The sequence below is a fragment of the Burkholderia sp. AW49-1 genome (genome assembly GCF_053427845.1).
In genome coordinates this window covers 1-217 of sequence record NZ_JBSAXF010000145.1, presented here as the reverse complement: position 1 = coordinate 217, position 217 = coordinate 1, and the positions used below count along the sequence as shown (strand labels likewise).

Annotated in this window: 1 protein-coding gene; it reads right to left on the bottom strand. The window is 52.5% G+C overall.

Features of this window, described 5'->3' with window-relative positions; translation table 11 throughout:
* The coding region (locus tag ACV22W_RS33805; RefSeq protein ID WP_448023887.1) for a hypothetical protein at positions 1 to 217 on the bottom strand (217 nt) is incomplete at both ends.

Here is a 217-nt window from a genome sequence, read left to right as displayed (position 1 = left end):
TCCGAGGCCCGAGAGATTGCCAATTGGAGATCTTGGGATAGTTTTGCTCGGTTGGGACCGACATTTCGTGCTTCGAAAAACTCGAGGTAGCGGCGCACCCTCTGGTAGGGATCGGTTTGCCCGTTAATCGTCAGGAATTCAGTCGCTGAAATCCTGCCGTCGTAGCGCTGGATATCAATGAGTCGCTGAAACGTATCCTGATTTGCAGGACTCTGCA